At 44.9% G+C, this 24,096-nt stretch carries 23 protein-coding genes; 18 read left to right on the forward strand and 5 right to left on the reverse strand.

The annotated features are described in order from the left end of the window. The first annotated feature begins 16 nt into the window (after positions 1-16). From EPL05_RS07815 to EPL05_RS07825, 3 genes are all read left to right on the forward strand, one after another. Complete coding sequence (locus tag EPL05_RS07815; protein ID WP_128533388.1) at positions 17-469, forward strand: EVE domain-containing protein; 453 nt, start codon at positions 17-19, stop codon at positions 467-469. 3 nt (positions 470-472) lie between these two features. Further along, complete coding sequence (locus EPL05_RS07820; protein ID WP_128533389.1) at positions 473-901, forward strand: SRPBCC family protein; 429 nt, start codon at positions 473-475, stop codon at positions 899-901. Positions 902-1,467: 566 nt separating this feature from the next. After that, positions 1,468-1,683 (forward strand): histone H1, encoded by a 216-nt coding sequence (locus EPL05_RS07825; RefSeq protein WP_128533390.1) that lies wholly within the window; start codon positions 1,468-1,470, stop codon positions 1,681-1,683. A gap of 99 nt (positions 1,684-1,782) precedes the next feature. Here the strand turns inward: EPL05_RS07825 and EPL05_RS07830 are convergent, their stop codons facing one another. Then, positions 1,783-2,295: a hypothetical protein gene (locus EPL05_RS07830; RefSeq protein ID WP_128533391.1), complete on the reverse strand. Its 513-nt coding sequence runs from the start codon at positions 2,293-2,295 to the stop codon at positions 1,783-1,785. A 120-nt stretch (positions 2,296-2,415) separates the two neighbouring features. On the opposite strand from EPL05_RS07830, the gene EPL05_RS07835 reads away from it, so the two are divergent. The 3 genes from EPL05_RS07835 (at position 2,416) to EPL05_RS07845 (ending at position 4,394) form a co-directional block, all read left to right on the forward strand. Next, the gene (locus EPL05_RS07835) at positions 2,416-3,300 is read left to right on the forward strand and encodes a DDE-type integrase/transposase/recombinase (RefSeq protein WP_208394702.1); all 885 of its coding nucleotides are present in this window, start codon (positions 2,416-2,418) and stop codon (positions 3,298-3,300) included. A 49-nt stretch (positions 3,301-3,349) separates the two neighbouring features. Next, positions 3,350-3,721 carry a hypothetical protein gene (locus EPL05_RS07840; protein WP_128533392.1) on the forward strand — a complete coding sequence of 124 codons (372 nt, stop codon included), beginning with the start codon at positions 3,350-3,352 and terminating at the stop codon, positions 3,719-3,721. A 211-nt stretch (positions 3,722-3,932) separates the two neighbouring features. Beyond that, a complete protein-coding gene (locus tag EPL05_RS07845; RefSeq protein WP_128533393.1) occupies positions 3,933-4,394 on the forward strand; it encodes a GyrI-like domain-containing protein in 462 nt (153 codons plus the stop codon). Between the two features lie 18 nt (positions 4,395-4,412). Here the strand turns inward: EPL05_RS07845 and EPL05_RS07850 are convergent, their stop codons facing one another. After that, positions 4,413-4,928 (reverse strand): SMI1/KNR4 family protein, encoded by a 516-nt coding sequence (locus tag EPL05_RS07850; protein WP_128533394.1) that lies wholly within the window; start codon positions 4,926-4,928, stop codon positions 4,413-4,415. A 112-nt stretch (positions 4,929-5,040) separates the two neighbouring features. Between EPL05_RS07850 and EPL05_RS07855 the strand changes: the two genes are divergently transcribed. The 4 genes from EPL05_RS07855 to EPL05_RS07870 all read left to right on the forward strand — a co-directional run bounded on the left by EPL05_RS07855 (position 5,041) and on the right by EPL05_RS07870 (position 12,118). Further along, positions 5,041-7,362: a PSD1 and planctomycete cytochrome C domain-containing protein gene (locus EPL05_RS07855; protein ID WP_128533395.1), complete on the forward strand. Its 2,322-nt coding sequence runs from the start codon at positions 5,041-5,043 to the stop codon at positions 7,360-7,362. Between the two features lies 1 nt (position 7,363). Continuing rightward, complete coding sequence (locus EPL05_RS07860; RefSeq protein WP_128533396.1) at positions 7,364-8,821, forward strand: DUF1501 domain-containing protein; 1,458 nt, start codon at positions 7,364-7,366, stop codon at positions 8,819-8,821. Positions 8,822-8,910: 89 nt separating this feature from the next. Next, positions 8,911-9,936 carry an NHL repeat-containing protein gene (locus tag EPL05_RS07865; RefSeq protein ID WP_128533397.1) on the forward strand — a complete coding sequence of 342 codons (1,026 nt, stop codon included), beginning with the start codon at positions 8,911-8,913 and terminating at the stop codon, positions 9,934-9,936. A gap of 25 nt (positions 9,937-9,961) precedes the next feature. After that, positions 9,962-12,118, forward strand: a complete 2,157-nt coding sequence (locus tag EPL05_RS07870; RefSeq protein ID WP_128533398.1) for a c-type cytochrome domain-containing protein — start codon at positions 9,962-9,964, stop codon at positions 12,116-12,118. A 161-nt stretch (positions 12,119-12,279) separates the two neighbouring features. On the opposite strand, the gene EPL05_RS07875 is transcribed toward EPL05_RS07870, so the two are convergent. Further along, a complete protein-coding gene (locus tag EPL05_RS07875; protein ID WP_128533399.1) occupies positions 12,280-13,614 on the reverse strand; it encodes a dihydroorotase in 1,335 nt (444 codons plus the stop codon). Between the two features lie 203 nt (positions 13,615-13,817). After that, entirely contained in the window at positions 13,818-14,180 is a 363-nt protein-coding gene (locus EPL05_RS07880) for a hypothetical protein (protein ID WP_128533400.1), read from the reverse strand. A 125-nt stretch (positions 14,181-14,305) separates the two neighbouring features. On the opposite strand from EPL05_RS07880, the gene EPL05_RS07885 reads away from it, so the two are divergent. The 8 genes from EPL05_RS07885 to EPL05_RS07920 all read left to right on the forward strand — a co-directional run bounded on the left by EPL05_RS07885 (position 14,306) and on the right by EPL05_RS07920 (position 23,623). Further along, positions 14,306-15,667, forward strand: coding sequence for a DEAD/DEAH box helicase (locus EPL05_RS07885; protein WP_128533401.1), 1,362 nt, complete (start codon positions 14,306-14,308; stop codon positions 15,665-15,667). Next, entirely contained in the window at positions 15,633-15,941 is a 309-nt protein-coding gene (locus EPL05_RS07890; protein ID WP_128533402.1) for a hypothetical protein, read from the forward strand. The genes EPL05_RS07885 and EPL05_RS07890 overlap by 35 nt, the downstream gene beginning before the upstream one ends. Positions 15,942-15,946: 5 nt before the next feature. Then, positions 15,947-16,276 (forward strand): gliding motility protein GldC, encoded by a 330-nt coding sequence (gldC, locus tag EPL05_RS07895; protein WP_128533403.1) that lies wholly within the window; start codon positions 15,947-15,949, stop codon positions 16,274-16,276. A 4-nt stretch (positions 16,277-16,280) separates the two neighbouring features. Beyond that, positions 16,281-16,715, forward strand: coding sequence for a hypothetical protein (locus EPL05_RS07900; RefSeq protein WP_128533404.1), 435 nt, complete (start codon positions 16,281-16,283; stop codon positions 16,713-16,715). Between the two features lie 99 nt (positions 16,716-16,814). Continuing rightward, complete coding sequence (locus EPL05_RS07905; RefSeq protein ID WP_128533405.1) at positions 16,815-20,246, forward strand: hybrid sensor histidine kinase/response regulator; 3,432 nt, start codon at positions 16,815-16,817, stop codon at positions 20,244-20,246. A 1-nt stretch (position 20,247) separates the two neighbouring features. Further along, complete coding sequence (locus tag EPL05_RS07910; RefSeq protein WP_128533406.1) at positions 20,248-21,087, forward strand: CheR family methyltransferase; 840 nt, start codon at positions 20,248-20,250, stop codon at positions 21,085-21,087. Positions 21,088-21,121: 34 nt separating this feature from the next. Further along, the gene (locus tag EPL05_RS07915) at positions 21,122-21,670 is read left to right on the forward strand and encodes a chemotaxis protein CheB (protein WP_166727664.1); all 549 of its coding nucleotides are present in this window, start codon (positions 21,122-21,124) and stop codon (positions 21,668-21,670) included. A gap of 15 nt (positions 21,671-21,685) precedes the next feature. Continuing rightward, the gene (locus EPL05_RS07920) at positions 21,686-23,623 is read left to right on the forward strand and encodes a response regulator (RefSeq protein ID WP_128533408.1); all 1,938 of its coding nucleotides are present in this window, start codon (positions 21,686-21,688) and stop codon (positions 23,621-23,623) included. On the opposite strand, the gene EPL05_RS07925 is transcribed toward EPL05_RS07920, so the two are convergent. Further along, positions 23,607-24,092 (reverse strand): methylated-DNA--[protein]-cysteine S-methyltransferase, encoded by a 486-nt coding sequence (locus EPL05_RS07925; protein ID WP_128533409.1) that lies wholly within the window; start codon positions 24,090-24,092, stop codon positions 23,607-23,609. The two genes, EPL05_RS07920 and EPL05_RS07925, sit on opposite strands and share 17 nt — an antisense overlap. Between the last annotated feature and the right edge of the window lie 4 nt (positions 24,093-24,096).

A 24,096-nucleotide genomic window follows, 5' to 3' on the forward strand; every position in this document is an offset into this window, starting at 1 on the left:
AATCTTGTTTAAATAAATGAAAGCTGAACCACGATATTGGATAACCGTTGTGTCAAAAGAACATCTGGAACGCGGCGTTGCCAGAGGTTTTATGCAGGCCAACCATGGCAAGGAAGGTTCGCTTAAACGGCTGAATGAGGGCGACTGGATTGTATTTTACTCGCCAAAACTGAGTTATAGCGGCAAGGAACCCCTGCAGGCTTTTACCGCAATTGGCAGGGTAAGCGACGGTAACATATATCAGCATAAAATGGCGGAAGACTTTACACCTTACCGCCGTAACGTGGACTTTTATGAGGCCGAAGAAGCACCAATAGCGCCGCTGATTGACGGGCTTGAGTTTATAGAAAACAAAAAAGCCTGGGGATTTAAGTTCAGGTTCGGCTTTTTTGAGATAGGCGAACTGGACTTTAGGGTGATTAGATCGGCAATGATAACAGGAGAATTGACACCTACTACCAAAACATAAACAATGGAAACTTTAAAATTAACAACCGAAATTACTTTCAACGCGCCAAAAGCAGCAGTGTGGAACGGACTAACCGACCCCGAAATGGTGAAGCAATACTTCTTTGGTACCAACCAGGAGTCGGCCTGGATGGAGGGCAGCCCTATCGTTTGGAGCGGCGAATGGGAAGGTAAAGCTTACCAGGATAAGGGCACGATACTGGAAATTACGCCCGGCGAATATGTGAAATATACCTACTGGAGCAGCATGAGCGGCCTGGAAGATAAACCGGAAAATTACCAGACAGTCAGCTATCAACTTAATGAAAAAGATGGGGTTACCGCCCTAATTATAAACCAGGATAACATCAAAGACGAGGCGGCCAAAGAGCACTCTGATGGGAGTTGGCAGGCGATATTCGGCGGCTTGAAGAAGTTATTGGAGGAGGTATAAGAACGGCAATAGAGTAGGGCAGGGGCATAAATATATGTTGTTGCTTCCTCTTTTTTTGCCCTAAATAGCTATTGTATTTATACCATGTATTTTGTATCGGTAACGCGTTTAAGGGTAAGAAGCTATCGGTTTTTACGCTCTTTTTCCCGGCTGATAAAAGTTAGGTAAAGTTGATAAAAACCATAGAACGCTTTTTTAACGGTAAGGAATTGATGAAAAATCTTACCTTTTGTGCAACTACTGCGGACGAAAAGCCGAGCGTAAGCTCGTTCGGATATAAATAGACAGAAGGTGTTAGGTGGTTTTAGAATGGCTGTTTGTTAGTTAATTATAAACTGGTATAACAAATAGTAACTGCAAAATAAGCTATAACATAGTAGTATGCCCTCATTCGCTAAAATATAAATAGTTTATTAATATAAATCCTATAATAATCTGTTAATTAGTATAATTATAAACCTATATAACAATTAGTGGTAGTGTATCAGTTTGAAATCGGGCTATTTATACTTGATGCTTGACCGAAGAAGTACTAATTTTGCTTTGTCTTATAACTTATACGAATAATGGCAAAGAGAGATATTAACGAAACGGCGTTCTTTATACTGGAACAGGTAACAGGTGAGAACCCAATAGAGCATGTAAAGAATGAATCAGCGGTTGCGCTCGGGCGTTTAGGAGGCTTGAGAGGCGGTAAAGCGAGAGCGGACAAGTTAACCCCCGAACGGCGTAAAGAGATAGCCCAGAAGGCTGCAGCAAAGCGGTGGGGTAAAAAAGATTAGTAAAAAAGTGTTACATTTGATGGAACGAAATTAAAGACGCATATGAGCCCCGTAGATCGAAATTAGTACGGTTCGAAACGGAACAAAGTAGTGAGGGGATCATGTGGATTTTAAATCTTCAATCATTAATTCTATTTTATCTGATACTCTATTAATATCAGCAATTAATTTTTGATATTCTTTCTCTGAATACCAAAGTATCTTTACACTGTCTCTAAATTCCGCTAATCCAATAATATTTTCGTCAATTGTAGATGGCATTACCATTATATAATGGGCGAAATAAATTCTATGGTCGTTTAATCTTCTTATTTCATCAAAAAGCGCACTTTCTGGATATTTGTTGTTTTTGGATTTTTTAAACCCATTCTTTACCGACCTCTTATCTATAATCGATTTAAAAGATGCTCTCTTTGCCTCAAAAGTTAGCCTATCCAACAGCACATCTGACATTTCGTTTTGCATATTGCTATCTCCCAAAAAATAGGTAACGATAAACCTTTCAATCTTTTTTTCAAGACCGGAAAATTCATTTATGAGCAAACCTCTTAAATAGTGGCCATGGTTCAAATGATTGAATTGCAATTCAGTTATATCTAATTTTTTGCTCATATAGTTGTTTTGTGGTGACAAAATACAGGTTATTATATATATAACAACAACACATCGAACTATTTAATTTCAAAATGATTTTTATGCTTGACAAATGATATTAATCATTATGTTTGCAGTATGAATTCGTTACCAACAGAAAAGAGAGTACAGATAATCAATTGCCTTGTTCAGGGCGTTAGTTTACGGGGTACGTCTGAAATTACCGGAGCATCCGTAAATACTATCACCAAAGTATTAGTTGATACTGGCAAGGCATGCCAAATATTCCACGATGAAAATGTACACTCATTAAATACCACCCGTGTGGAGTGTGATGAGATATGGTCGTTTGTCGGGATGAAAGATAGAAAGGCTACAGCAGCGGACAAAGCGGACGGTATGGGTGATGCTTGGACTTGGACTGCCATAGATGCTGATAGTAAAATGATTGTTTCTTACTTGGTTGGTAACAGGGATGCAACATCAGCTAACGAATTCATGCTTGACCTAAAGAGCAGGTTAAACAACAGGGTACAATTAACAACAGATGGTTTAAAGGCGTATGTAGAGGCTGTAAGGAACTCTTTCGGTCGTAAGGTAGACTTTGCCCAGTTGGTGAAGATATACGCCTCTGACAACCCTAAAGGCGCAAGGAAGCACACGGAGAGCCGTTATAGCCCCTCACCACTTACTAAAACAGAAATTAAGTATGTTTCGGGCAATCCTGATAGCAAATTAGTTTCAACCTCTTATGTAGAGAGGCAGAATTTAACCATGCGTATGCACATGCGCAGGTTTACGAGGTTAACTAATGCATTCAGCAAGAAGTTAGAGAACCATTGTTATGCAATATCGTTGCACTTTGTTTATTACAACTTCTGTAAGATACATAAGACACTACGTGTTACTCCTGCAATGGAAGCGGGGATAATGAAAGATGTAATGAGCATTAAGGATATTGCCAACCTTGCAAGGATTGAAGCACCTAAAACAAGGGGAGCATATAAAAAGAAAGTAGCCTAAATAATTATAATTTGATTAGGTTTATAACCCACAAAAAACCTAATATCCAATGAACAAATTACCCTATACTTTTTCTAAGGTTATAATAACAAATCAATCCAATGGGCATAAAAATATCGCTTTTGTGATTGATAATATCATAAACGCATCAATGCTATATGCTGTAATTGGACAGTCACAAGATGCTTATATTGTATATCGACGGGTGAGCGATTATTATTTAGATGTGATAGTTACTTTCCATGATTTAGAACAATATATTGAGGTCAATTACACAGAAGTTGAAGTCCCTGATTTCGCTACTATTATAGATAACCAACTAATCACAACTATGTCATTGTGTTATCCTCTTGCTGAGGGACAGTTTGGTGTGTTAAATGAACCGATTCCTCTAAAATACCATAACGCTCAAAATAGCTAATAGGGGTGGTTATTATCGCTCCCTCTTTTAATGGCCATTGTTCTCTCGGTATGTCTGATTTAAGCAATGATTCTTCGCTGAATAAATACTCTGTCTTTTCCATAATACTATTTTATTTAATCCCCCAAATCCCATTACCACAAGTTATAACGGTAATTAAACTACCTTTATATTTCAAACTGATACACTACCCAATTAGTAATACAGCAAAGTGGACTTTAAAACAGTAGAATCACCCATGTTTTACGTAGCAGGCATCTCCGTGCGTACCATCAACCAGGAAGGCCGGGCGGATAAAGATATCGGCAGCCTTTGGCAGCGCTTCACCCAGGAGAACCTGGCCGACAAATTGGAAGACAAGGAAGGCAACGAACTCTATTGTGTATACACCGATTATGAATCGGATCATACCGATTACTACACCGCAATCCTTGGTTGTAAAGTAAGTTCTATTGAATACCTGCCCGAGGGTTTTACCGGCAAAGCTATCGCGCCGGGTAAGTACGATGTTTACACGCCAGTGGGAAAATTTCCGGCAAACATCGCGGCCACTTGGCAGCATATTTGGGCCACTGCCGAAGGCCGGGTCTACACTGCCGACTTTGATGTTTACGATGTTGCCGGCAAAAGTTTTGAGGACATTGAATCGAAGGTTTACGTAGCCGTAGATTAAACGAATTTCGGGAGCGGGTTATTTCTCGCTCCCGTCGTAATTATAATCTGCAAGCGTCCAGTCTATCATCACTTGTTGTACCCAATCAATGAAGCTGTTGTTGCAAACTTCTACATTGCTTAACGATAGGTAGGTAACACTGTGCTCCCAAAAAACTACCGGGCAAAGGCCATTTGTTATTTTAGAAAGATCGAGGCAATAGTATTTGCCGGTGCCATCCGGCGAAAAAGGCAGGAAATGGGCGGGCATGGGGTTGCCGGCCCCGAAGTGTTCAAAATGATAAATCTTGTTTAACGACGATTCTTTCAATTCATCATCAAGTCCATAAACCTCGGTTCCCATTAATGATATGCCGTTGTGCAGGGTGAGGATATATTTAAAGTCGAGCGGCAAATTAAAACCGATCCCCTTCTCGAACAGCCGGATACTGTCGTCGTTTATATTGCTCCCCAGGTCCAGCATTTCACTGTCGAATTTGGATAGCTGATCCAGTAGCCGGTCGCATTGCGGGTAAATTGCTTTGTTGTCCATCATAGCCAAAGTAAAATTTTAATTACGTTGTTTAAAGGTTAATTTTTTGGGGCGAAAAATGTTTTGGTTTAGGTACATTTGAAAAAGCACTGATCGTAAACCAAATTATTTTCCCATGTTCCGGAAGTTGCATCTCGTATGGCTTTTGATAGCCGGTTGCATTTTATATTGCCTGCACGCCTGCAACTCCGCAGGGCAGCAGATGGAAGAGGAGCAGATCCCCGATACGGTGAGCTACAATTTTAACATCCGCCCTATACTTTCTGATAAGTGTTTTAAGTGCCATGGCCCCGATGCCGGACACCGGGAAGCCGACTTACGGCTGGACATCCCGGAGATTGCATACAGCGCTTTAAAAGATAACCCCGAAGCACACGCGCTTGTCCCCGGCGACCCCTCCCTGTCGGAAGTTTACCGCCGCATTTCTACCAAAGACACCGCCGAGCAAATGCCGCCCGCATCATCTAACCTAAAAAAGCTTAGCCCATTTGAAGTAGACCTGGTAAAAAAATGGATAAAGCAAGGCGCTAAATACGAGAAGCACTGGGCCTTTGTAGCGCCGCACGCTGCAGCTATCCCGCAGGTAAAAAATACCGCATGGATAAAAAATCCTATTGATAATTTTGTACTGCAAAAAATGGAGCAAAAGGGTTTCGAGCCCAACCCGGAAGCTGATAGAGAACGCCTGCTGAAAAGGTTGGCGCTGGATCTTACCGGTTTGCCGCCAACCCTCAAAATAATGGATAGCTTTTTGGCCGATAAAAACCCGGACGCTTATCAAAAAGTGGTGGATGAATTAATGGCAAGCCCGCAGTATGGCGAGAAAATGGCACTGCATTGGCTGGATGTTTCGCGCTATGCCGATTCGCACGGTTACCAGGATGATAATTACCGCAGCCAGTGGCCATGGCGCGATTGGGTGATCCATGCTTTTAACGAGAACCTGCCCTACGATAAATTCATCACCTGGCAGCTCGCCGGTGACCAGATGCCTAACGCCACCAAAGAACAGATATTGGCAACGGCATTTAACCGCAACCATAAAATTACCGAAGAGGGGGGCGTAATAGATGAAGAGTACCGGGTAAGCTACGTTACCGACCGTACAAACACTTTCGGCAAGGCCATGCTTGGTGTAACGCTGGAATGCGCCCACTGCCACGACCATAAGTACGACCCATTCTCGCAAAAAGAATACTACGAGGTATTCGCTTTTTTCAACAGCGTGAAAGAAGTGGGGCTGCAATCTACCGTCGGCGGCCCAGAAACTTATGCCAAGCGGCCCATGATGCAGATCAGCAACGACGATGTGAAAAAGGTGCTGAAATTCATTAATAAGCAAGATACTGATAAGCTTATCGTATCCATTATGGCTGATAGCGATAAGGTGCGCCCCACCTACATTTTAAAACGTGGTAATTATGATACCCATGGCGATGAAGTTAGCGCGGGTACGCCAAAATCAATCCTGCCGTTTACAGGGAACTATCCAAAGAACAGGCTGGGCCTGTCGGAGTGGCTCTTCAATAAAAACAACCCGCTTACGGCAAGGGTTTTTGTGAACCAGGTTTGGCAGGAATTTTTTGGCAGGGGCATTGTAAAGAGCTCCGGCGATTTTGGTATGCAGGGTGATCTGCCTTCTCACCCCGAGCTACTGGACTGGCTTTCGGTTGATTTTAGGGATCATGGCTGGGATATGAAAAGGCTGGTGAAGCTGGTGGTAATGTCGGCTACCTACAGGCAGTCGGCAGTGGTTAGTCCGGACAAGTTGAGAACCGATCCTGATAATATTTTATTTGCGCGCGGCCCGCGTAACCGCTTACCGGCGGAGTTTGTGCGCGACCTGGTTTTAGCCAGCAGCGGCTTGCTGAACCACAAAATTGGCGGCCCAAGCGTAAATCCTTACCAGCCGCCCGGCCTTTGGGAGAATGCCACATCGGGCAGGGGACAACTGGCTACCTATAAACAGGTACACGGCCCCGACTTGTACCGCAGGGGAATGTACACCCTTATTAAACGCACCGTTCCGCCGGCATCGCTGGCAATTTTTGATGCCAGTAATCGCGACCAGTGCGAAGTAAAACGCTTGCGCACCAATACACCGCTGCAAGCGCTGGTGATGCTGAACGACCCCACCGTGCTGGAATCGGCAAGGGTGTTATCAGCTAAGTTATTGCAGGATAAGAGTCAATCGAAAGATAAAATCATCAAGGCCTTCCGCCTCATCATGTGCAGGCATCCGCAGGAAAAAGAACTGGCGATATTAACGGCTTACTACAATGACGAGCTAAAGAGCATGACAAAGGCCGACGCGGAAAAGCTGCTGAAAGTAGGTGAATACCCCGTGCCGGCCAATGCAGATAAAGTGAAACTGGCGGCAATGATGAAAGTAGTTGACGCGATGTACAATTTAGAAGAGGCGATAACAAAAACCTGATATGGAAAAAGACTTTTTAGAAAGCAGGCTAAATATCAACCGTCGCAGGTTCCTTTCGAGGCTGAGCCTGGGCATTGGCAGCGTTGCGTTGGGTTCGCTGTTGATCCCCGATCTGTTCAGTGGGAAGGGCGATGAAGCGGAAGCCGATTTTATTGCCGGCATCCCCAACTTTGCGCCAAAGGCCAAGCGGGTGATCTACCTGTTCCAGGATGGCGCGCCCTCGCAACTGGAGTCCTTCGATTACAAACCCAAGCTGCGCCAAATGATGGGGCAGGAGCTGCCGCCATCGGTACGTGGTGACCAGATATTGACGGGGATGACCGCCAAGCAAGCCTCGTTCCCCCTGGTTGGTTCTTTTTACGATTTTAAGCAATACGGCGAGTCGCGCGCCTGGATCAGCGACCTGTTTCCCCATATCGGCAAGATAGCGGATGATATCTGCATTATCCGCAGCATGAACACAGACGCTATAAACCACGATCCTGCGCTTACTTTCTTTCAAACAGGGGCACAGCAGGGTAACCGCCCCAGTATGGGCTCCTGGGTGAGCTATGGCCTCGGGAGCGAGAATAAAAACCTACCGGCTTTTACCGTGCTGCTTTCCAAAGGCAAAGGCAACGGGCAGGGCGTATACTCCAAACTTTGGAGCAATGGCTTTTTAGATTCTATCCACCAGGGGGTGCAGTTCAGCAGCGGGGAGGACCCTATCCTGTACCTGAACGATCCGGAAGGCTTGAACCGCCACGAGCGGCGCAAGATGCTGGATAACCTGGCAGCGCTGAACGATATTAACTATAAACAATTTGGCGACCCGGAGATAAACACCAAGATACAGCAATACGAGATGGCCTACCGTATGCAAACCGCGGTACCCGAGATAATGGATGTATCGAAGGAATCGGACGATATTGTAAAAATGTATGGTCCCGAATGTTTGATACCGGGTACCTACGCGGCCAATTGTTTATTGGCGAGGAAGCTGTCTGAAAACGGCGTTCGCTTTGTGCAGCTTTACCACCAGGGCTGGGATCAGCATAATAACCTGCCGCAGGAAATGGCGGGGCAGGCCAAGGATGTTGACCAGGCCTCGGCCGCATTGGTTACCGATTTAAAGCAACGCGGATTGCTGGATGAAACACTGGTGATCTGGGGTGGTGAGTTCGGTAGAACGAATTACAGCCAGGGCAAACTGGATGTGGCCAATTACGGCCGCGACCACCACCCCCGCTGCTTCAGCGTTTGGATGGCAGGAGGTGGGATTAAGCCCGGTATGGTTTACGGCGAATCGGACGAGTTTGGGTATAACATTGTGAAAGACCCGGTGCACGTACACGATTTCCACGCTACCATCCTTAACCAATTAGGCATCGACCACAAAAAATTAACCTTTAAAAGCCAGGGCCGCCGCTACAGGCTAACAGATGTGGCAGGCAATGTGGTGAAGGGGATAATAACGTAAGATGCCCCTATAAATCTCCCCCTGAAGGGGGAGACTTGAAAAAAATAGTTCAACAATCGTGTTAATCCATAAATCCTAAAATCGTGTCAATGGAAAGAAGACAATTTATAAAGAACACATCAGTCCTCTCCGCAGGTATTTTTATTACAAAAGATATGTTAGCCAAAAATGATGGACCTATCTATGGCCATGGCAATATGCGCTACCGTTTGGATAAGGAATGGAGCAAGGCCGATTCGCAGAAGAACCCCGTGAACGATTGCCACGAGATGGTACAGGATAGCAAGGGCCGCATTTTGCTGCTGACGAACGAGACAAAGAACAATGTGCTCATTTATAACAAATCGGGCAAGTTACTGAGCACCTGGGGCCACGATTTCCCGGGCGCGCACGGGCTTACCTTGTTCAACGAGAACGGTATCGAGGTACTGTTCATCACCGATACCGTAAAACACCAGGTTTACAAAACAACGATGGATGGTAAATTATTGATGACCATTAATGTTCCACTGGAAACCGGTGTGTACAAAAAAGCAGAAGAGTTTGTCCCAACAGAAACAACTATCGACAGCAATGGCGATATTTTTATTGCCGACGGCTACGGTGCGCAATACATCACCCATTACGATAAGGACGGCAAGCTAAGAGGCTTTTTCGGTGGGAAAGGCGAAGGCGACGAGCATTTGGATAATGCCCACGGTATTGTGATTGACCGGCGCTACAGCACTCCAACATTGTTGATAACCGACCGCACCCGTAATTGCTTCAAACGTTTTAGTATGGATGGCCAGCTCCAGGAAGTTATTAAACTGCCCGGTGCCTGCGTATGCCGCCCGGTTATTAAAGGCGATCATTTATACGCCGCTGTGCTGCGCTCGCCCGATCTGGGTAAGGAAAACTCCGGCTTTACTACTATTCTGGATAAAAACAACAAGGTGGTATCTAACCTCGGTGGCACCGAACCGGTTTATGTAGATGGCGTACTGCAACCCATGTCCCAGGCCGATAAGATATTTTTGAACCCGCATGATGTATGCGTAGATAACGACGAAAACCTGTATGTGGCGCAATGGGCATCGGGCAAGGTTTACCCTTATAAATTTACACGCGTTTAAACCCTTGCAGCACCACGTTTAATATATGAAGAGCAGCCATAAAGGTTTTGCGGACGGGGCGCTTTTCGCGCTGAATGTTTTTATTTTAGTCTTATTACTTGCAGGCGATAGCCTGGTGGTGCCGCAATGGTTGCAACCGGCGGGCAGGCTGCACCCGCTTGTGCTGCATTTTCCCATAGTGATACTGATGCTGGCCATGCTGATGGAGTATTTCCGCTTCCGGCCGGAGTTTATCGACGAAAAACTGTATCAATCTTTTACCAACTATTTGCTGGTGCTGGGGGCTTTGTTTGCTTCGATCACGGTAATTATGGGGCTGTTGCTTTCGCATGAAGCCGGCTACGAGGGGAGCAATCTGCAATGGCATAAATGGTTTGGGGTAGGGGTGGCCTTTGTAGGCTATGGTGTTTACCTCATACGCAACCGCGAACGTTACACGGCTACCATCGCTAAAACCGGCGCCTTGGTTACTGTTTTTTGCCTGATCATGGCCGGGCATTTCGGCGGGAATATTACCCATGGGGAAGATTTTGTTTTTGGGCCGGTGATGGATAAGGATAAAAAACAGGTGCCCATTAACGAGGCGCTGGTTTACCAGGATGTGATCGCGCCCATCTTCGAGGCAAAATGTCAGAGCTGCCATAACGCAGCCAAAACCAAAGGCGGCCTAAAACTTACCGACGAGGAATCTATTCTGAAAGGCGGCAAAAAAGGAAAATTGTTTGTGGCCGGCAATCCGCAAATAAGCCTGTTGCTCCAACGCATCCACCTCCCCGAAGCCGAAAAGAAACACATGCCGCCCATAGGAAAACCGCAACTCACCGATGAGGAAAAACTACTTCTTTATTTTTGGGTAAAGAACAACGCCGATTTCAAGAAGAAAGTTATCGATCTCCCTGCTACTGATTCCCTGAGGGTGATCGCTTCTTCGTTTTTAAAACCTGCGGAAAGTACGGAAGAAGCTTACGCTTTTTCTGCCGCCAGCGAAAATGATATCAAAAAACTAAACAACAACTACCGCGTGGTTTACCCACTGGCTGCCGAATCGCCTGCTTTGGCGGTAAACATCTACAATAAAAGCACTTTTAACGTAAAGGCTTTGGAAGAACTTAGCCCTATTAGCAAACAAGTGGTATCGCTCGACCTGAATAAAATGCCCGTAAAAGATGCCGACCTGAAAGCCGTTGCCAAACTGGAGAACCTGCGCCGGCTGGTGCTCAACTTTAGCGATGTAACCGGGAAAGGGCTGAAAGAGCTGAGCGGATTAAAAAACCTTCACAGCCTTTCTTTGGCAGGAGTGAAGCTAACCCTTGCCGATATCAAACAATTATCCGCTATAAAAAGCCTTACCGAACTGGCCGTTTGGGACACAGGCCTGAAGCCTGACGATTTTAAATCGTTACAAGCTGGCAATAAACAGCTAAAAGTATTAACCGGGTTTAAAGATGATGGCAAGCCGGTTAAGCTGACTAACCCAGAGTTGAAAAATACGGCGGTGATATTCAGCGAGAGCTATCCGCTACAACTTGCTAATCCCATCAAAGGAGTTGAGATCCGCTACACCACAGATAATAGCGCGCCGGATAGCGTCCGTTCCCAATTGTACAAGCGCGTTACGGTTATTACCCAAAGTACGGTTATAAAAGCGCGCGCGTTTAAAACCGGGTGGTTAGGCAGCGATGAGGTGCAGTTCAACGTTTACAAATGCCGCTACACGCCGGATAGCGTGATGTTTATCACCCGCCCGGATGATAAGTATAAAGGCGATGGCGCAAAAACCATTATTGATAAGGACCTTGGCGGCACTGGTTTCGGTAATGGGAAGTGGCTGGCCTCGCAAAAGGATTTAGAGATGATGATGTGGTTTAATAAACCTATCGAAATGCATTCCTTAGAACTAAACACCATGCGCAATATAGGTTCGCAGATCTTTTTAGCGGCCAGCATAGAAGTATGGGGCGGGGCAGATAAAGATCACCTGAAACTGCTAAGCATCCTAAAAACCGCCACGCCACTTAAAGCAGATGCATTCGGTTTAGTGCCGTTAAGCTGTAAGCTTAAAACGCCGCAGAAGGTGGCTTGCATTAAACTAATTGCCAAACCAATTAAAGTAGTCCCCGATTGGCATTCAGCCAAAGGAAAACCGGGCTGGGTGTTTATGGATGAGTTGTTTATAAATTGATGAAATAATAAGTATAAAAAAGCGGTGGCTTGTGCGATTCCCCTCTTGAGAGGGGTGGAGGGGTGTGTTTCTTAGGTTGCAAAGTGACGAACACACCCCGCCACCACACATGCCGGCACTCGCCCCTCTCAAGAGGGGAATTAAAAAAAAATTCGCAGCAACTATCTCACAAAGCTCATCCGCTGCCCGTAGGTGCCTTCTGCCACTTTTCCGCCCTCGTAAACAACATTGCCGCAAACAATGGTATGTGTTACACTCGAACCGAATTGCTGCCCCTCAAACGGCGACCAGCTGCATTTATATAAAATATTGCTTTTGTTCACGTTCCATACCTGGTTCAGGTCAACGAGAACCAGATCCGCCCAATAGCCTTCGCGGATGAATCCACGTTTTTCTATCTGGAAACATTTGGCAACATTGTGCGCCATTTTTTCGGCAATTTGCTCCAGTGTTATTTTGCCTTGTTTGTAAAGTTCTAGCATAGCCACTAACGCGTGTTGCACTAAGGGGCCACCGCTTGGTGCTTGCAGATAGGCCTGGGCTTTTTCTTCGCTGGTATGCGGGGCGTGGTCAGTGGCAATTACATCTATGCGGCCATCCAGTACGGCGGCTAAGATTCCGTCGCGGTCCTCCGCCGTTTTAACGGCTGGGTTCCATTTAATGAGGTTGCCTTTTGTTTCGTAATCGGCATCGCTAAACCATAAATGATGGATGCAGGCCTCGACGGTTATGCGTTTCTCTTCCAGTGGGATCTCATTACTGAATAAATGCGTTTCCTTCTCCGTAGAGATATGCAAAATATGCAGACGGGTATTGTGTTTCTTGGCCAGTTCTACTGCCATGCTGGATGACAGGTAACAGGCCTCCGCGCTCCTTATCTTGGGGTGAAGTTTTATCGGGATATTCTCGCCAAGTAATTGCTTATAATGTTCCAGGTTGCTTTTGATGGTTGCCTCATCTTCGCAATGCGTAGCGATGAGCATAGGGGAGTTGGCGAACAGGTTCTCCAGCGTGGTAGGATTATCCACCAACATATTGCCGGTTGATGAACCCATGAACACTTTTATGCCGCATACGTTTTTGGTATCGGTACGCAGCACCTCCTCCAAATTATCATTGCTGGCACCCATATAAAACGAGTAATTGGCCGGCGAGTTTTGCCCCGCTATGGCATACTTATCTTCCAGTAATTCGCGGGTAAGCGTATTGGGTACGGTGTTGGGCATCTCCATAAAAGAAGTGATGCCGCCTGCTACCGCCGCGCGCGATTCAGTATAAATATTACCCTTATGCGTTAGTCCAGGTTCGCGGAAATGCACCTGGTCATCTATACAGCCAGGGAAAAGGTGAAGCCCTTCGGCGTTGATCTCTCTGTCGGCTGTTGCATTGATGGTGCTATCGATACGGTCGATGCGGCCGTCTTTCACAAGTAGATCGGCAACAAATTGTTTGCCTTCGTTAACAATGGTGACTGCTTTAATGAGGATAGTTGACATAGAGGCAAAGATAGAGGGATAGAGTCAAGAATCAAGAGACAAGAATTAAGATAGAAGTGTTAGTATTCCTTCGTCTTAGCTCTTGATTCTAACGTCTTGTCTCTTGATTCTAATTCTTCCCTCCCCAATAATAATTCAAACCTAAGCTAAAGTTGTTATTCAGCGACAGGTTTAATGTTGTGCCATTGGTTTGGTAGTTGTAGTTATAGTTGAGGTTGCCGAAGCCCATATTGATACGCAGTTTTTTTTGTTGGGAAGAAAACCACATTAGGGCCGCCGCCGACATTGAGTGAGCCTACCAAAAAATTGTTCAGCACATGATTGCTGCTGATGCCCATTTGAGGGTAAATGCCAAACTTGTCGCACAGCATCCAGTAGTAGTAGCGCAGGTTAATTGCCAGACCAATGATATCTGTGTGGTACTTATGTACATAAGTGTAGTTGTTTAAAGGGTTGGTGGCCGAGTAGTAATAGCTGGTTTCGGTGCCCGATAAACGCGAATAACCGGGCTGGATGCCTATAGTCCATTTATTGCCTAAAAAGAAGCCAAACTCCGCGTTAGCCAACGGTTAAGTTGAAACCCGAGAATTGGCTTTAGCCGAAAATTGCCAACCCTGAAATTTAAAAGCGATTTCCCGGGTGTTTTCTTCCTTCATTCCTCCTCTAAAACAAAAACCTTATCTTTGCCACCATGGGCATACCCTTTGAAGATTTTAAATTTAACCGGCAGATATTGAATGCTATCGCCGATGCCGGTTATACCGAAGCTACGCCGATACAGGAAAAGGCTATCCCGCCGATAATGAACGGGCAGGATGTAATGGGCATTGCACAAACAGGTACGGGCAAAACCGCCGCTTACGTGTTGCCGATATTAATGAAGCTGAAATACGCGCAGGGCGATAGTCCGCGCGCGCTCATTGTTTCGCCAACGAGAGAGTTGGCCATGCAGATAGAAGAGAACATTAAAGCCTTCGCGGCAAATACCGATCTGCGGGTTGTGGTGCTTTACGGCGGCCTCGGCCCAAAAACACAGATAGAGCAGATAAACAAAGGCGTTGATATTATTGTAACCACACCGGGGCGTTTGCTGGATATTTATTTAGCAGGCCACATTGTTACCAAAACCTTGCAGGTGCTGGTGCTTGATGAAGCCGATAAGATGATGGATATGGGCTTTATGCCGCAGATAAACCGCATTTTAGAGGTAGTACCGGTTAAACGCCAAAACCTGCTGTTCTCGGCAACTATGTCGGAGAAGATCCAGGAGTTGTCGCATAACTTTTTGGAATTTCCTACCGTGATAGAGGTAACCCCGCAGGCAACTACGGCCGAAACGGTTACCCAGCAGTTATACCACGTACCAAACAACAAAACCAAGATCAACCTGCTGAAGGCCCTGATGGATAAAGAAGGCGACATCAAAAAACTGATGGTGTTTTGTAAAACCAGGGTTGCTGCGGAGGATGTATACAAATTCCTGCTACGTAAATACGGAGAGGATGGCGTTAAAGTACTGCATGCCAATAAAGGGCAAAATACCCGCATCAACTCTATCAATTCGTTTAAAAACGACTTGGTGAAGATATTGGTAGCTACAGATGTGGCATCGCGCGGTATTGATGTAAGCGATGTAAGCCACGTAATAAACTATGATGTGCCGGTGGTGATAGAAGATTATGTACACCGTATTGGCCGTACCGGCAGGGCATACAACTCGGGTGTGGCTATCACATTCGCGGTGCCTTCTGAGGAGTACTATGTAAATAAGATCCAAAAGCTCATCAGGCAAACCATCCCGGTTTATAATATCCCGGAGGGCGTATTTATAGAGGAAACCCCGTACGAGGAACGCCAGGAGCAGGCCAAAGAGATAGATCTGCAAAAACGCAAAGAAGATCCCGACTTTAAAGGTGCTTTCCACGAGAAGAAATCATTGGCGCAGATCAAAAAATTTGAAGCTGCCAAAGCAAAAAAACAACCTAATCACCCAACCAACAAGAAACCCATAAAAAAATATGGAAGCCAAAATAGATCCGGCAAAAAACGCTGATCAACCACGTAAATTTAGGGTAAGCCCGTTAAATTTTGCCACCGCAGGTTTTTTTATACTGGCTGCTTACATTTTTATAAACGGCGCTAAAATTACAGGCACCCCTTACGAACATTGGAGCGGTACCATCACCTGGATATTTATACTGTTTGGCATCGTTGTGTCATTGCTGGATATAATTTTCCGTAATTTCTTTGCCGAAACCAAAAAACTATGGATTGTAGAGCTAAGCTTTATAACTTTGGTGGCGATCATATTTTTAATTGTTAAATAGAACTGATGAAGACTGCTGAAATAAAGCTGACTGTACAACTCGACGATAATAACATCCCTGAAAAAATTCTTTGGGAATCAACCGATTCAAAAAATAAAGAGGCCTTGCCTGTACAGGCGTTTATGCTTTCCTTATGGGATCAGAGCTACCAAAATACCCTGAAAATAGACCTTTGGACAAAAGATATGCCGGTTGATGAGATGAAACGTTTCTTTTACGAAACCCTGCAAACCATGGGCGATACCTTCTTACGTGCCACCGGTGAGAAAAACATGGTAGAAGACCTGCGCGATTACTGCGCCCACTTTGCCGATAAAATGGATATCAAAAAATAACGTAATGCGCCTGCCCTCACTCTTATCACTTATCGGTTTTATAGTACTTATTGCCGCTACGTATTGCCCCATGCTAAGTGCCTTTGGCCTCGTTACCATGGATGTTTACAAAATGAACCAACCCTTCGGCTTGTTGCTCTTGCTGGTAGGCACCATAGGCATATTGTGCACGTTTTTTAACCAAAACAAGGTAACAAGGTTTACCGCTTTTATGTCTTTGGCGCTGGTAGCCTTGCTTTTGCTGGCGGCGTTTCTAAAGGTTACAACCACTTTTAGCTTTATCCCCTTCAAGAGTATCAATGCCTTCCTCACCAGTAAGATCAAATTTAAATGGGGGTGGTATGTATTGTTTGCCGGCCCGTTGCTGGCGGTACTGGGTGCCTTGTTTCCTAAAAGGATGCTTAATGTGCCGGCTAAGTCATCTGCTGCTACGGTATAATTACTCCGAATGGGTTTAAAGGTTGTTTTCGTTGCAATATATTTAGTTACGAATAAATTTTTAAACATATTTGTAGCACATTAAACCACATTTTACTAAATGTTAAAGCTTTCCTTTCGCAACCAGGTATTAGCAGGCTTTGTTGTTTCCATTGTATTGGTATTATTTATTGGCATACTTTCTTTTAACAGCATTAAACAGTTAGAGGACGATACCGTTTGGGTAAACCATACCCAAAATGTAATAAAAACCACCAATAATTTACTGCAAAATTTAATAGATGGCGAGACTGGGATGCGCGGTTACGGTGCCACCGCCAATAAGGCTTTTTTAGACCCCTATAACGTTGCCGTACCCCGCATTAACGAGAATTTAAGTCAACTTGGCGACCTTATTTCCGATAATCCGTTACAAGTAAAACGTATTGATTCGCTTAAAGAACTTGTGGCACGCCAAATGGCCGTTTTAAAACTAAACATTGATACCCGCGAAGCCAAAGGGCTTGACTATATGGTTGCCCGCCACATGTTTTTGGCTGGCAAAGGCAATATGGATAGTATCCGCGATCTTAAAAACCGCGTAATAGAAACCGAAAACAGCCTGCTTGTACAGCGTAAAGTAGCTTCAGATAAGGCATCCAACGAAGCCATATGGGTTATTGTCATTGGTTCAACCGTTTTCCTGCTAATTATCTTCATCATGTTCTTCTACATTCAGGGAACATTTGCAAGGCAGAAAAAGATAGAGGATGAAGTGAAAATTGCCAATATTCAACTGGAAAAGGTACTGGCAGAGAATGAGGCCAAAAGCTGGCTGCTTATAGGTACCGGTACCCTGAACGATAAAATGCAGGGCCAGCAAAGCGAAAAAGAACTAACAGAAAATATACTGGCCGAAGTTGGTAAATACGCCGGCGCGCTAACAGGCACCATGTACTTGTTTAACGAGGCCGAGGAGCGGTTAGACCTGTATGCATCTTACGCCTACAACGACCCCGCATCGTTAAAAAAATCTATCCGCATCTCGGAGGGCTGGATAGGGCAGGCAGCAAAAGACGAACGCGCCGCGGTAGTAAAAGGTAAACTGAATGATAAGCTGGAACTGGGCTCATCTATCGTAAGCGAAGAGATTATAGAAACCTTCATCGTCCCTTTCTTCTTCGATAAAAAATTGAAGGGTGTAATGGAGATAGGTTTCCGCGGCGAACTGCGCGAACAGGTGAAAGATTATATCCTTTTGGTGGCAAATGATATTGGCATATCGGTAAACACCGCCCAGGCGCGTACCATTATGCACGATCTGTTTGAGGAAACTCAACAGCAGGCAGAAGAACTGGAAGCACAGCAGGAAGAAATGCGCGTTACCAACGAAGAGTTGATGAACAAAACAGAAATGTTGCAGGCATCAGAAGAAGAGTTGCGCGTACAACAGGAAGAGTTGCGCACCATTAACGCCGAACTGGAAGAAAAGGCCAGTTTGCTGGAAGAAAAGAATCAGGCCATTGAAGAAGCCCGCCAAAGCGTCACTCAAAAAGCCAACGAGCTGGAGATCACCGGTAAATATAAATCGGAGTTTTTGGCCAATATGAGCCACGAACTGCGCACCCCGTTAAACAGTATTTTGGTACTGGCGCGCATTCTTAAAGACAACAAACCGCTAAACCTGAGCGAAGATCAGATTAAATACGCCAGCGTAATTTTTAACGCCGGTAACGATCTGCTGACGCTGATAAACGACATTCTCGACCTTTCTAAAATAGAATCGGGTAAGCTGGAGATGCAGAACGAGGATATCCGGGTATCCGAAATTCTGGGCGATGTGCAATCGCTGTTTGCCGAAATGGCGATGAATAAGAATATCACCTTTAAAACCCATGTGCTGGATGTGCCCGCTACTTTCTTTACCGATAAGCAAAGGGTGGAGCAGGTTATTAAAAACCTGTTATCAAACGCGTTTAAATTTACACAGGATGGCGGTTCCATTTCGGTTACGGCAAAGCCGGGTGTATTAACCAAAACCATCAGTTTCAGCATAAAAGATTCGGGCATTGGTATCCCCGCCGATAAGCAGAAGATAATATTCGAGGCGTTTCAGCAGGCCGATGGCTCTACCAGCCGTAAATATGGCGGTACCGGATTAGGCTTATCCATTAGCCGCGAACTGGCAAGCCTGCTTGGCGGGCACATTACCCTTACCAGCGAGCCGGGCGAAGGCAGCGAGTTTACACTTACCCTGCCATTGGAGGCCCAACGTGTTGAGGAAGAAACCCTGCCAACGGTTGAAACCTTTAAACCGGCCGCCAGTTTCCTGAGTACCATCGCTAAAAAACCGGAGAGCGGCCGCGAACCAACCGTAGTAATTGTAGAGGACGATAAAAATTTCGCCAATATTTTGCAGGATTACGCCAAAGACCATGGCTACAAAGCTATTATGGTGCACGAAGGCACAGGCGCTTTTGAAATAATAAAAGAAAAGCAGCCGGACGCGGTTATTCTGGATATTATGCTACCCGGTAAAGATGGCTGGCAGATATTGAAGGAACTGAAGAACGACCCGGAAACCCTGGGTATCCCGGTACACCTTATGTCGGCAGGCGAGGCGGCGGCAAACCGTGTGCGTAAAGAAGGAGCTATCAGCTTCCTTAAAAAGCCGGTGGATACCGAAACGCTTGATAAACTGTTTACCGATATTATGGTGAACAGCGGTACCCGCTTTAAGCAGATACTGTTGGTAGAAGACCATAAGGCCCAAAGCCAGGCCCTGAAAGACCTGATGCAAAGCCAGGGCATCACCGTTGACCAGGCGTATGATGGCGAGTCGGCTTTCCGGATGCTGCATGAGAACGAATACCAGTGCGTGATACTTGATCTGAACCTGCCGGATATCTCCGGGCTCGACCTTTTAGATAAAATAAAAGAGGTGGATAAGTTTGCCGCGCTGCCGGTGATCATTAACACCGCTATGGAATTGGATAAAACATCTGTAAACAGGCTGATGCATTATGCCAACGCCATGGTGGTTAAAACCAATAAATCATCAGACAGACTAATAGACGAGGTGAACCTCTTCCTGAACAAAATAAGCGAATCAACCGGCACGCCGCATGCATCTGCCCCTATATCGCCCAAAAAATCGATAACAGCAAATAAAGATAGCCTCAAGGGCAAAAAGGTGTTGGTGGTAGATGACGATATGCGTAATATTTTCGCCCTTAGCAGCGCATTGGAAAGTTACGATCTGACCGTTGTGATAGCCAATGACGGTGAAGAGGCGATAGCGAAGCTGGAAGAGATAACAGATATTGATATTGTGCTGATGGATATCATGATGCCAAAAATGGATGGCTACGAGGCTACCAGGTATATCCGCAAGCAAAACAAATGGGCCAAATTACCTGTTATTGCGTTAACCGCAAAAGCAATGAAGGACGACCGCGAAAAATGCATAGCTGCAGGGGCTAATGATTATATCACAAAGCCGGTAGATATGGACAGACTCATTTCATTGATGCAATTGTGGCTGGATAGCTGATATGAAAGAAGTTTTAGATAAGGATAGTAATTTAACAACCCCGCAATTAACCGAACTGATAGATCTTGTGAAAAAGATCCACGGATTCGATTTTGGTGATTACACCAAAGCTTCGCTAAAAAGGAGGCTGGCGCGGATCATGATGCTTAAAAAACTTTCCTTTTACGATCTGAAACATATCCTGGTGAACGACCAGGCCTTCTTCCAGGAATTTTTGGAAGAGATTACGGTTAACGTAACCGAGATGTTTCGCGATCCGTCCTTTTATAAAGCCTTAAACGCGCAGGTTATCCCTTACCTTTCTACCTATCAGTATACCAAGATCTGGTGCGCGGGTTGCTCATCGGGCGAAGAGGTTTACTCGCTGGCAATCCTGTTGAAAGAGGAGGGCTTGGGCAAAAAATCGTTCATTTACGGTACCGATATCAATACTGAAGTTTTAAAAGAAGCGCGCAAAGGCATTTACAGTTTACGCAAAATAAAAAGCTACGCAGAGAACTACCTCTTCACAGGCTTGCCCGGTTCTATAACCGACCATTTTACCATTATGTACGATGCCGCTGCTATTCACAGCGAATTGAAACAAAATACGCTATTCTCCGTACACAACCTTATTTCTGATACGATATTCAATGAATTTCAGATGATAAGTTGCCGCAATGTTTTTATTTATTTTGAAACAGAATTGCAGGAACGCATCCTCGACCTTTTTTACAAAAGTCTCTGTCCGTTAGGTTACCTTTGTTTAGGCAACAAGGAAACCATCCGCAGTGATAACTTTCGTAAGAAGTTTAAGGTGATCAATCAAAAGGAAAATATATACCAAAAAATTGGCTCTTGATAACCAACTGATCCGGCGATTTAACAAATCGAAAATGCTGCTTTTGGGCGGCTCGGCGGGTTCTTTTAAATTGTTGTTTAGGCTGGTAAAATTATTACCACACGATTTTAACAAGACAGTTATTATCATTATTCACAGAAAAAAGAACTTTTTTAGCGAAATTGAAAAACTGTTCGCCGAAAACAGCCGTATGTTACTCAGGGAAATTAGTGATAAAGACCCTATAGAAAGCAACGCTATTTATATAGCACCGGCGAACTATCATACCCTGCTGGAAAAAAAAGGATATTTTAGTTTGGATGTATCAGAAGCAATATGGTATTCAAAGCCATCGATAGATGTAACCTTTGAGAGCGCTGCCGATGTTTTTGGCAAAAGCTGTACAGCTATATTGTTTTCGGGAGCAAACCAGGATGGGGCAGAGGGTTTGTTAAAGCTGCGTCAAAGCGGGGCATTAACCATTGCCCAACACCCTGAGGATGCTGAAATGGCAGAAATGCCAAACGCGGCCATTAGTATTAACGGTGCCGGATACATATTACGGACTACAGAGATATTTGAGCTATTACAGAACGGCACTTAACGCCTTACATATTAAATGACCCCTATTAATATTTTGATCGTTGACGACAGGGAAGAAAATATAGTTGCCCTTGAAGCACTTCTTAAGCGTAACGATATACGCTTGTTTACTACAACATCGCCAAACGATGCCTTAAAAATTGCCTGGGAGAATCATATTTCCATTGCCCTGGTTGATGTACAGATGCCCGAAATGGACGGCTTTGAGTTGGTAGAGATGCTAAAATCAAACCCACGTACCAGAGACATCATGGTAATTTTTGTAACCGCGATATCCAAAGAAAGCAAGTATGCCGTTAAAGGCTTTGGTGCCGGCGCCGTAGATTACCTTTATAAACCGCTCGACCCTTACATCACCTCTGCAAAAGTCGATTCGTTTATACAGCTTGCACGCCAGCAAGACGAGATAAAAGCCAAAAATATAGAATTGGAGGACTACGCGGTGGTAGTGAAAAACAGTGCCGACCTAATATGCTCTGTTTATGCTACCACCCTGCGAATAAAAACCGTTAACCCGGCAGTAGAAAAAATATTGGGTTACCGGCAATCAGAGGTACTTAATAGCAGCATATTAGATTTGGCAATTGATGCGGATAAAGAAGCCTTTAAAAAGAAAATTAGCGAGATAATTAAAGATAACCTGCAATTCTCGGTGTTCGAGTTTCAGTTTAACACCTTTGATAAGCGCACTATATGGGTAGATTGCCGCGTATCGTACCGCAATAAGGTTCTTTTTATGAACATAAGCGATTGTACGCCGCAAAAAAGTTATCAGGAGCAACTTATCAAATCTAAAGAAGCGGCCGAGTACGGTAAAAAAGTAAAGGAAACATTTTTGGCCAACATGAGCCACGAACTGCGCACTCCTGTGAATGGCATTATAGGCATCAGCAATTTGCTGCGCAAAACAGGTGTAACCAACCAACAGGGCAACCTGCTGGATATGCTGGAAATATCGTCGCGATCGTTACTGGGGGTTATAAACGACGTGCTGGATATTTCTAAAATAGAGGCAGGTAAGTTTAATATAGTTAGGTCCCCACATAATTTGCGCACTATTATCGAATCGGTACATGGCTTGCTTAAATTTAGCGCCGACGAGAAAAGCATTGAGTTTGAGCTGGAGATTGATGAGGGTATACCCGAGGTTTTGCTGATAGATTCGTTACGGATCAATCAGATCCTGATGAACCTGTTGAGCAATGCCATTAAATTTACAGATAGGGGTACGGTTAAGCTTAAGGTTGCATTGCTTCAAAAAACCGGCGATAAGGTACACTTGAAATTTAGCGTGGAGGATAGCGGTATCGGCATCCCTGCTGACCGCCTTTCGAGAATATTTGAATCGTTTGAGCAAGCCGAAGATGATACTGCCAGCAAATATGGCGGTACTGGTTTGGGGCTAACCATTGTTAAAAAGTTAGTTGAGTTAAAAGGCGGAGAACTTACGGTAAGCAGCAGGATAGGGAAGGGCAGTGTGTTTACTTTTACCAACTGGTTTGAGATAGCTAAAATGCCCGAGCATAAAGCCGTTAAACCAGCCGCAGCGCTCACCTCTTTTGAAGGTTTGAATGTTTTGGTGGCCGAGGATAATATGATAAACCAGTTTATGCTGGTGAAGATGTTAAAAGACTGGAAAGTAAATGTAATGGTGGCCGATAACGGTACCAGCGCCATCGAAAAGTTTAAAGAGCACGACTACGACCTGGTTTTAATGGATACCCACATGCCCGGCCTTAATGGTTATCAAACTACAAAAGCCATCCGGATGGATTTTGCTGAGCCTAAACGGAGTGTGCCTATCATATCGCTATCTGCTGCCGCTTATGAGCACGAGCATAAAGAAGCCATAGCTGCCGGTATGAACGATGTTTTACCAAAACCATTTGAAGCGCATGAACTGCACAGTAAAATTTTAAAACTGGTAGGCGATAAGCTTAAAAAAACAGTTTAGTTTGCCCCACGCCCATAACGCGGGCTTCATGGTCAAGCAGCCATTGTTTGCGCCACAGCCCACCCGCATAGCCGGTTAAGCTGCCATCGCTGCCAATAACGCGGTGGCAGGGCACCACTATCCACAGCATATTTTTACCGTTAGATGCCGCTATGGCGCGTATGGCCAGCGGGTTTTTCATTTGGTTGGCCAGTTGCAGGTAGCTCATGGTACTGCCATATTTTACGGCAAGCAGGTTCTCCCACACTTCTTTTTGAAAATCGGTACCGGCTTGGTTAAGCGGCAGTTCGAATTGCCTCCTGATTCCCTCAAAATATTCATCCAGTTGTTTAATGGCGAGGTTGATCAACGGCGAATCTGGTGGTGTTTCTACGCATTCCTCGTCGCGGATGCTGATGGAAACAATATGCGTTTCATCAGCCCTGATGCGGACAAAACCAACCGGCGTTTTATGGAATGCCTCGTACATACTA

Source organism: Mucilaginibacter gilvus (assembly GCF_004054195.1).
Classification (GTDB): domain Bacteria; phylum Bacteroidota; class Bacteroidia; order Sphingobacteriales; family Sphingobacteriaceae; genus Mucilaginibacter; species Mucilaginibacter gilvus.